Annotated in this window: 5 protein-coding genes; all 5 read left to right on the plus strand. The window is 67.9% G+C overall.

The genetic code is table 11. The features are described 5' to 3' along the window. Nucleotides 1-148: 148 nt before the first annotated feature. Nucleotides 149-1,081 carry an MBL fold metallo-hydrolase gene (locus tag CD790_RS30815; RefSeq protein WP_144386683.1) on the plus strand — a complete coding sequence of 311 codons (933 nt, stop codon included), beginning with the start codon at nucleotides 149-151 and terminating at the stop codon, nucleotides 1,079-1,081. A gap of 113 nt (nucleotides 1,082-1,194) precedes the next feature. Next, nucleotides 1,195-2,796, plus strand: coding sequence for a hypothetical protein (locus CD790_RS30820; RefSeq protein WP_144386684.1), 1,602 nt, complete (start codon nucleotides 1,195-1,197; stop codon nucleotides 2,794-2,796). Further along, nucleotides 2,793-3,569, plus strand: coding sequence for a hypothetical protein (locus tag CD790_RS30825; protein ID WP_144386685.1), 777 nt, complete (start codon nucleotides 2,793-2,795; stop codon nucleotides 3,567-3,569). The genes CD790_RS30820 and CD790_RS30825 overlap by 4 nt, the downstream gene beginning before the upstream one ends. Then, nucleotides 3,566-8,002 (plus strand): hypothetical protein, encoded by a 4,437-nt coding sequence (locus CD790_RS30830; protein WP_144386686.1) that lies wholly within the window; start codon nucleotides 3,566-3,568, stop codon nucleotides 8,000-8,002. Before CD790_RS30825 ends, CD790_RS30830 begins: the two co-directional genes overlap by 4 nt. Then, the gene (locus CD790_RS30835) at nucleotides 7,999-9,060 is read left to right on the plus strand and encodes a Wadjet anti-phage system protein JetD domain-containing protein (protein ID WP_144386687.1); all 1,062 of its coding nucleotides are present in this window, start codon (nucleotides 7,999-8,001) and stop codon (nucleotides 9,058-9,060) included. Before CD790_RS30830 ends, CD790_RS30835 begins: the two co-directional genes overlap by 4 nt. Nucleotides 9,061-9,590 lie beyond the last annotated feature (530 nt).

Consider the following 9,590-nt stretch of genomic DNA (forward strand, 5'->3'; position numbering starts at 1 on the left):
GAGCGCAGGAGCACCCCAACGGCCTAAAGCTAAAAGTTTGCGTTAGTTGACTCTAGAGCCCTACGGTGACTTAAAGCAATCCAATTGCGTTTAGCGTTTCGGGAGCCGCTCCCGAGCCAGCGCCACAGAGACCAGGGAGAAGAAAGTCATGAGCACCCGGCCGGCCATCCACCCGACCGCCATCCCCACCTGGACCGTGGGCGACGTCACCGTCCACCGCATCGACGAGACACTCCTGCCGCCCGCCACCGGATCGTGGCTGCTGCCGGACGCCACCCCCGCGGTCGTCGCCGGACAGGGCTGGCTGCGCCCCCACTTCGCCGATGACCAGGGCGTCCTGTACCTCGACAGCCACAGCTTCGCGGTCGCCGTCGGGGGGCTGCGCGTCCTGGTGGACACCGGCATCGGCAACGGCAAGGAGCGGGCCAACCCCGCCTGGCACCACCTGGACACCGACTACCTTCAGCGCCTCACCACCGCCGGATTCCCCCCGGAATCGGTCGACCTGGTGATCCTCACCCACCTGCACGCCGACCACGTCGGCTGGAACACGCGCGAGGTGAACGGAGCGTGGGTCCCGACCTTCCCCCACGCCCGCTACGTCACCTCGCGCGTGGAGAGGGATTTCTGGGCCGGGTACGACATGGAGGAGGCGCGCAGGCAGATGTTCCAGGACTCCGTGGTTCCGGTGGAGGAAGCGGGTCTGCTCGACCTCGTCGACGTCCCCACCGAGGGAGCCGACATCGCCCCGCACCTACGCCTGCTCCCCACGCCCGGCCACACCCCCGGCCACCTCGCCGTCGAGCTGACCAGTCGCGGTCAGACGGCTCTGATCACCGGCGACTGCGTCCACCACCCCGTCCAGCTGGCCCATCCCGCCATCGGCGCCTGCGTCGACATCGACCCCGAACAGTCCGAGTCCTCGCGCCGCACACTGCTCGGCTCACTCGCCGACACGGACACCCTCGTCATGGGCACTCACTTCGCGCCGCCCACCGCCGGCCACGTCGTCTCCCACGAGGGCGCCTACCGACTCTCGCCCGTCCCCGCCGACGTCATGCCCAGGGCGACCATGCCCTAGAGGTCGGGCCTGAGACCGGTGCGGCGCCGCACGGGGTCGGTGATCTCCCGGCGCGCTGTCGGTGCCAGCGGTTACGGTACTGACCATGCGCTGGCTTGGGGAGGGAGCGCACGTTGAACTTACCTTTCGACCAGATCGATGAGGCCACGGCGCGATCCGCGGCAGGCGGTGCCGAACTGCCGATGTTCGACCCGACGTTTCCGGCGCGCGTCGCCGTTCTCATGAGGTCCCGCCCGATCGCCGACGCCGCCGCTGGCGGCGTGCGGCAGGACTGGCCAGACGCCACCTACGACGTCGCGACGTTAGCGCTCGCCGCCATCGACATGATCATCGCCCGGCAGGGCTTCGAGGACGAGGCGAGCTACCGGGACGTGATCGCCGGGCTTGCCGACCTCGCCCGCCGCGCGGCTCCAGGCCGGTCGGTGGATGAGCACGAGAAGGTCGCCGCCTACACCCTGGACGCGCTGCTCAACCGTGCTCAACGCGAAGCGCCGTTCACCTACAGGATCAGCGACTACGGCCGTGAGGACGGCGCCCATCAGCAGCGGCAGGTGCAGTTCCGGTTGCTGATCGAACGAGAGGACCCCGTTCGGGGCGAGGTCGTTCTCAACGCGACCAGGGACGCGGTCAACGCGCTGGTCGGCGGACTGGAATTCGATGTCGAGGACGAGCAGGTCGCCAATGAGCTCATGCTGGAGCGCCAGCTGGCCAAGGGGGCGTTCGCCGCGGCGGAGAAGGCCGCCGTCCGTGCCCGGCTGCTGTCGGTCTCCCTCGCCGACGACCTCAACAGGTTGATCAAGGACACTCGCCGAGACCTCCGGTCGGTACTCGAGCAGTGGGCCAACGACGTTCCCGAGCGCCTCGACGCGGCACGCGACCACATCTCCGCCCGCCTGGAGTCCGAGCACCGCCTCCTGGTGAAGGTCCGCGAATCACTCGATGCCGAGGACGAGCAGGTGACCGCCGCAGCGGCCCGTATCGCCGGCATTCTGACGGAGTGCGCACGCCGGCACGAGGCACTGCATCGCCAGGTGATCACCGCGCGGGGCGTCTTCCTCGAGGAACAGAACCGCCAGGCGTTCCGGCCCCCGGCAGGGGGCTACCTGCCCGACCTCGGGCAGGAGGTGCTCCAGCCGCTGCTCGGCTTGGACACGGATACGGCCCGCACGGTAGTCGACCGATGGCTGTCCGACATCACCGGCCCTCGGCCGGTCAAGCTCCCGCGGCTGTACCGGCTGCTCGATGATCTATGGGCCGCACGCGGTCCCCTGGACGAGACGCGCGATCTCGTCGAAGCCGAAGAAGAGATCGGCGACCCCGACCCGCCGACCATCCCGCCCGAGGTCATCACCGCGGCCCAGCACATCATCACCCGGATTGGCTTGCCCGCCCGCCTGTCGACGCTGATAGCAAGTGCTCTCACCGGCGAGGACCTGACCAACTCCGAGCAACGGCGGCAAACCGCGGAGATTCTCGCCCTCACCGCGCTCTGGAGCTATGCCCCCGAGGAGCTGGAGCCCGGCCAGCCGGTCTCCGCCGACCTCGCCGCCCAGATCCTCGGCCCGCGCGCGGCAGCCGACACCGACGGGCTGCCGCTGCGCCTTCCCGGATGGGACGGCGACGATCTCATCATCGCCGCACACCCGGACGCCCTGGAGACCGCCGACCCCATACCGGTCACCACCCTCCATCTCTCTGCCCAGGAGAGCGCATGACGCTGACACAGACGGACCACACCGACCTGGGCACGCTCATCGGGTACGCGCTCCAGCCAACGCAACGGCCCGGACGCAGCCCCGAATACCGGCGCCTGCTCGGCCGCTACCGCAGCGAACCGGACTTCCGCACTGCCACGGACTCCGTCCTGCACGGTCTCGGCACGCGGGTCCTGTCCGACGGAGACTTCGGTCTCGTCCTCGGCGTCGAACCGGAGTCTCCGTTCGCCTTCCGCGTCACCGACATGCCGAACGCCGGAACCCGCACCGGTCGGCTGCTCGCCGGCCTCCTCCTCGTCGGGGTCGCTGCCTACGCCTATCCCACCCCGGCCGAGCTCGACGACGACCGCGTCCGCAGGGTCCCTGACGCGGAGTTCGAACAATGGATGCGATCGTTGTGCGAGCGCCTCCAGGTGACCGACCCGGCCGGTGAGACCATCCCGGAGGAGGGGCTCGACCAAGCCTGGCGCGTCTACCACGAAATGCCTTCCACTCTCGTCGGCGACCGCGGACGCGGATCGGGACGCCTGTCGCCCAAGTGCACCCTGTACTGGGTCCGCAACATCCTCGGCTGGCTTGTCGAACAGGGCATGGCCCGCACCGACAGCACCGACGGCACATGGATTCTCACCGAACGCTTCCGGATCCAGGTCAAGGACATGGCGAGCGAACCCGCATACACCTACCTCGCCGCGCTTGCGCGGGGGGAACACACACCTCAGCGCCTGACAAACGTCTCCCGAAGCGACGAGCACACAACGGGGGAGCAGTGACCTACCACCTTGCCGCGCTACGACTGCACTCCATCGGCGAACGTTCCGCCCGCTTCACCGACGTCACCCTCGACCTCACCGCCCCGCACGGCGTCGTCGCCGTTCCGTCAGACTCGATCGTGTGGCTGCGTAACGGAGGCGGCAAGTCCTCGCTGCTCTCCCTCTTCTACACACTCATGCTGCCCAGAGCGACCGACTTCATGGGCCGCGTCGTCAAACGCAGCCTGACGGATTATGTCGACTCCGGCGACACCTCCCATACCGCCGCCGTCTGGTACCCCGCGACCTCACAGACGCTCGACGGGCAGCCCGACCACGTCCTTGTCACCGGCGCCGTCTACGAGTGGGTCGACCTCCGTCGCCCTGCCGACGCCGACCGGGCGCGGGACAAACTCGAGACCACGTTCTACGCCTTCTACGCCGTCCCCGGTGTCATCGACCTGGAACGGCTGCCTATCAGTGATGAGACCGGTGCACCCCGCAGACGCGCGACCTTCATCGCCAAACTGAAAGAGGTCGCCTCTCTTCACCCCCAGGCGATGGACCTCGTCACCACGGAGCGGCAACACGAGTGGACGACACAGTTGGCCAACCGGGGCCTGGACCCCTCCCTGTTCCGAACCCAGAAGCAGATGAACCACGTCGAGGGTGGGGTGGATGAGCTTTTCAAGTTCGCCTCCGCCCGCGAGTTCATCGACCTCCTCATCGACCTCACCGTCTCCCCAGACGACGCGGCCAACGTCGCCGAACGGCTCTCCTCCATCGCATCCCTGCTGGCCACCAAGCCGGCCAAGGAAGCCGAGCGAGAGTTCTGCCTGGATGTCGTCACTGGGCTGGAACGAGTGATCATCGCCCAACGGGAGATGGACGACTCCCAGCAGCACCGTGAGCACCTGATTCGCGAAGGGGAGGCCCTCGCCGCCGCGTTCAGCGCCACCATCGCCGAGTCCCAGAGCCATCAGGAAACGCTCTTCGAGCACAAGGCGCGAGCGGAAGCCCGCAAGTCGGCTGCGGAGACCGAGCGTGGCGTCGCCTACGACCTCGTCTACCTCTACGAGAAACGCGCGGCGGAGCTACGGATCACGGACGCGAAGGAACGACGCCGTAAGGCCGACGAAGCGGTCGCCGATGCGGCCGACCATGTGGCCGCTTGGGAAGCCAGCCAACATCTGGCAGCGAAGACCGAAGCCGCATACGCCCTCGAACTCACCCAGAAGGAGGCCGCGGCGGAACGGGTGCAAAGCGCACCGCAGCGCCGCGAGCACGACGAGCACACCGCGCGCCTGCGCCGCCGGCTCAGCCATCTCGCCGAGGAACACCACACGCGGGCCAGGACGGCCACCGAGGCCGGCACGGCGGCGGCCACAGCACGCGACGGTCTCCTCCGGCAAGCCGCGACAGCGCGAAGTGCCGCCGCGGCCGCCGACAGTGACATCGCCAAGGCCCGCGCCCATCTGGAAGGACTTGCTGCGGACCTGCGGTCGGCGGCCCGCGACGGGGTACTTCCCACCGAGACAACCGATCCAGCCGCACACGACGCCGAGCTCGAGCAGCGGCTGGACGCCCTTGACCGCGTTGCGGAGGACATCCGAGAACGGCGTGCCCGGCGCCCCAAGGCGCGTACCGAGCTGACCAACAAACTGGCGGCGCTCACCGCGGAGCGCACCCGTCTCGACAGCGACCGGACCGCACTGACCGCCGAGCACGCGGCCCTCTCCCTGCGTGCCACCGAACTCGCGGCCACCCGTCGCATCCGAGATCTCATCGAGGCCACCGACGACTCTCCAGCGGACCTGTGGGCGGAGACAGAAACGCTCACGAGGCGGCTCACGAACGCCATCCTCGAGACGGACCTCGAACTGGTACGTCTGGAAGCGGAACACCTCGACGACAAGCGCATCCTCGACGTCCACACCCGGACTGGTTTGCTTCCCACCACCCGTGACGCGGAACGCGTCCAGACGACTCTCGCCGAACACGGCATCACTGCCGAAACCGGCTGGCAGCACCTGAGGACCCTGCTCCCAGACTTCCGGCTTGCCGACGCCCTCACCGACCGGCATCTGTCCCGGATCGGCGTCGGTCTCGTCATAGCGAGCGACCAGGAAGAGGCAGCCACCAGCGTGCTCGCGTCCGTCGACGCCGCCACCACCGCGCTCGTCGGCGTCTACACCTCACAAGCCGCGTCCGCCATCGCCGCTCGAGGACCCCACCCGTCGGCCTGTGGAGTTCCCGGCCCGGCCTGGTCCGGACTCCACCGTGGACTGATCGATCCCACATCCACCGACACCACGATCCGCCAGGTCATATCCCGGACCGAGACCCATGCCGCCAAGCAGGCCGCGCTGACCGAGGCCCGAACTGGTGATCGCGACCTCCTCGATGCCGTCACCTCGTTCGTCGCCGACTGTCCGGCCGGCCATCTGACCGCCCTCCAGAGCCGCATCGACGATCTCGACCAGGCGATCAGCGCACACGACACCGCACTCGACAACGCTCAGAGGTCGCTGAAAGACCTCGATCAGGCCGAGGCCGAAGACGCGACCCGACAGGACACCACCCAGGACGAAATAACCCGCGTGGTGAAAAAGCGGGCCAAAATCGGCGGCCTGATCAAACGAACCGAAGCCGCGTCCACCTGGCGAGAAGACCTCTTGGAGGCCGAGTCCCGGTCCACCACGGCACACGACCGCGAGCGGGAACTCACCGACCGGGCCAACGCCGCCTTCGAAGCAGGAATCCACTCCCAGTCGCTCGCCGAGAAGGAACAGGGCATCGGCGACAGCATGCGCAGGGAGGCCGGCGCGCTGACCTACCTCGACACCGAGCCGGCGGTCGACGACAGCCCGGAGATCTCCCTCGAAGCGCTGCGCAAGCGACACCAGGACGCCCAACGCGCTTGGCACGTACGCGCTGCCCGGTCGGTTCTGGCGGAACGCGAGAGAACGCTCACCGACCTGCTGGCCAGGGCGAACGCCACCCTTGCCACCATCCCCGGGAACATCCAACAGCACGCGGCGGACCTGCTTCGCACCGCGAACGGTCAGACCGCTCAGCAGCGCGCAGCCGCTCTCACTGACGCCCGTACCGCCGAGCGGGAGGCACTCGACCGCGGAGGACGAGCTGCCGCCGACGTGGAACGCCACACCAGCGCGCTCAAGACCATCGAACAAAGACGCGCCGAGTCACCACGCCGGACCCTGCCCACTGAGCCAACCAGCGCCGACCACGCGGACTCCCTCGCCGCCGAACAGGAGCAGGCCGGCCAAAGCGCGATCGAACGCAGGACCGCGGCAGAGCGTGAGATCTCCGACCTCGACAAGAAGAACACCGAACTCGAAGGCGTCATCAGCCTCTTCGGTCTTCTCACCGACGGCCTTCCGGAACCACACCAGACCGCTGCCGCACCGTTCACGGGCAACGGTACCCAGGCGCAGCAGCGTAAGCGCGACATCACCGAGCGGATTCGCGCCGCCGAACACGGCAGCACGGAGGCCGCGGCCCATCGAACCAAGGCGGTAGCCGCCCTGCGAACCCTCGGAGCCAGGTACCCGACCGTCGCGACTCCTGCCAAGGACCGCATTCTGCACGACGGCGAGGAGATCCTTGCCCGCAACGCGGGCCATCTGGCCAACCAGCTCACCCTGCGCGGAGACATGATCGACGGTGAACTGGCCGGCATCGCCAAGGACCAGGAGATCGTCACGGACTCACTTGCGCGCCTGGTCTCCAACACTCTCGACACCCTGCGGAAGGCGGAGCGCTACTCACGCGTCAACACCCAGAACGGCGGCTGGGCCGGCAAGCGGATGCTACGCGTCTCCTTCGACGCACCCGCCAGCGACGCGGATCTGCGTACCTATGTGAACCGCGTCATCGAAAGGCGGGTCGCGCAAGGCGTCAAACCCGAAGGACTGCCCCTCCTGAAGGAGGCCGTCCACGAAGCAGTCGGTCCCCGCGGTTTCACTGTCAAGGTGCTTAAGCCCAGCCGCGACACGGTCGCCACCACTGAGGACATCACACGCCTCGGCAAGTGGTCTGGTGGGGAAAAGCTCACGGTCTGCGTGGCTCTCTACTGCACCATCGCAGCCCTGCGCGCCGCCAACGCCGGCCGCAAGGACCGCTCCGGCGGCGTTCTCCTCCTGGACAATCCGATCGGCCGTGCATCCCACGGCGACCTGGTGCGTCTCCAGCGTGCCGTGGCCGCCGCTCACAAGGTCCAGCTCGTCTACACCACGGGGGTGAAGGACCCCAACGCCATCTCCCTCTTCCCCAACGTCGTCCGTCTCGACAACCGGCCGGGCCGCACACACAACCGTCGCTACGTCGTCCCCGACTCCTCCGCAGTCTCCGAAGAGGCCGTACGGGGCTTCATCACCGGCGCCCGAGTCGCCCACGACGAAGCGGTCGGCACCGATGGTGAGACACGATGACGCGCCCCCTCATCGACATTCTGTCGGCCCACATCGCCGACCAGCCGGCCCAGCGCATCCAGGTCGACGCGCTCCTTCGTCAGGCAGCCGTGACCGACCCAACCCTGCTGGGGGATCCCAGCGCCCGGAACAGGGTCGCCGAGGCGATCACCAAGCTCGCCGCCGACGGTGTCATCCAGCTTCCCAAGGCCCGGACAGGCTGGGACGACCGTACACAGCCACCCCTCCCGCGCTGGCTTGGCAAAACCACGCCCCGCCCCCGAAGGCACCGGCCCCCCGTCAGGGTCTGGCCTCAGGTACTCGAGCGAGCGGCGGGCATCGCCAGGCGGTCCGACGAGTACGACCTCCTCGACCACGTAGCCATCTGGCTGCGCGACAACCCCGACCCCGAACCCGTCCCCATGGAGGAACGCTCGCTGGAGCTCCTGGACGACGAAAAGGCCCTCGCCACCCACACCACGAGGCGGCTCTTCACCAGCGGCGCTCTCACCCTCGACCTCCTGGCCTGCTACCCGACCCCCGTGCCGTTCCCCTCTCAGTACGTCCCCGGCATGGGCGAGCCGTGTCTTCTCGTCGTCGAGAACAACGCCACCTTCCACTCTCTCCTGACCATCGCCCGCAGCCTCGAACCCGCCGCGCGCCCCAATCTCCACGTCGCCTGGGGCAGCGGGAACCAGTTGCCGGTCTCCATCACCTCGCTCACACTCCTCGACCCCCTGCCCACCGCCACCTTCTACTTCGGCGACCTGGACGCGGCGGGCCTGCGCATCGCGGCGAACGCAGCGATGACCTCAGAGCGGAACCATCTACCACCGTTCCGACCGGCCGCAGCCCTCTATTACTGGCTGCTCACCCACGGCAGCCCAGGTCCGGACAAGTCGAACCCGGGGCTCAGCGACCCCGCATCGCTCCTCACATGGCTCTCCGCGGACCTGCGCGCGGCGACCATGGACCTGCTCGTCGCACGCCAACGGATCCCGCAGGAACGGCTCGGTCTCCGAGCCCTGCGTGCGGACCCGTCCCTGCTCACACAAGCAGTGAGGGGTCGCACTGCCTGAGAGGCCGGCCCTCGGCTAGCACTCACGCCGGGCGTCTAGTAGTGTTCTCCGAGTTGTCCGGACGTGAGCGCCGCCTCTGAGGCGGACCCCGGGCAGCCATCCCCAGAACCATTCGAACGAACGACGTGCTTTGTCGTCTCGTTTTTCATGCGTATCCGTGGATGAGGGATCCAGGTCCTAAGGCGTGGCGCCGATTAGCCACGAGGGCACGGGTTCCGCTAATGTCTCACTCCCCGGAGGGGCCCAAAAGCCCCGAAGGAAAACCCGCTGACTGGGAGTCAGGGCCCGAAAGGACCTGATAGAGTCGGAAGCGCCGAAAGGGAAACGCGAAAGCGAAGAACCAGAAAGCGAAACCCGCTTCGACCGGGAATCGGACACGAAAGAGTCTGATAGAGTCGGAAACGCAAGACCGAAGGGAAGCGCCCGGAGGGCCCGGTGAGACGGGACCGAAGGAAGCGTCCGTTCCTTGAGAACTCAACAGCGTGCCAAAAGTCAACGCCAGATATGTTGATACCCCGTCGAAGGGCCAT

The sequence above is a fragment of the Streptomyces sp. SAJ15 genome (assembly GCF_007595705.1).
Taxonomy (GTDB): Bacteria; Actinomycetota; Actinomycetes; order Streptomycetales; family Streptomycetaceae; genus Streptomyces.

Coding starts and splice junctions, on each gene's coding strand:
- CD790_RS30825 (WP_144386685.1), top strand. CDS start 2,793: ATGACGCTGACACAGACGGACCACACCGACCTGGGCACGCTCATCGGG.
- CD790_RS30815 (WP_144386683.1), top strand. CDS start 149: ATGAGCACCCGGCCGGCCATCCACCCGACCGCCATCCCCACCTGGACC.
- CD790_RS30835 (WP_144386687.1), top strand. CDS start 7,999: ATGACGCGCCCCCTCATCGACATTCTGTCGGCCCACATCGCCGACCAG.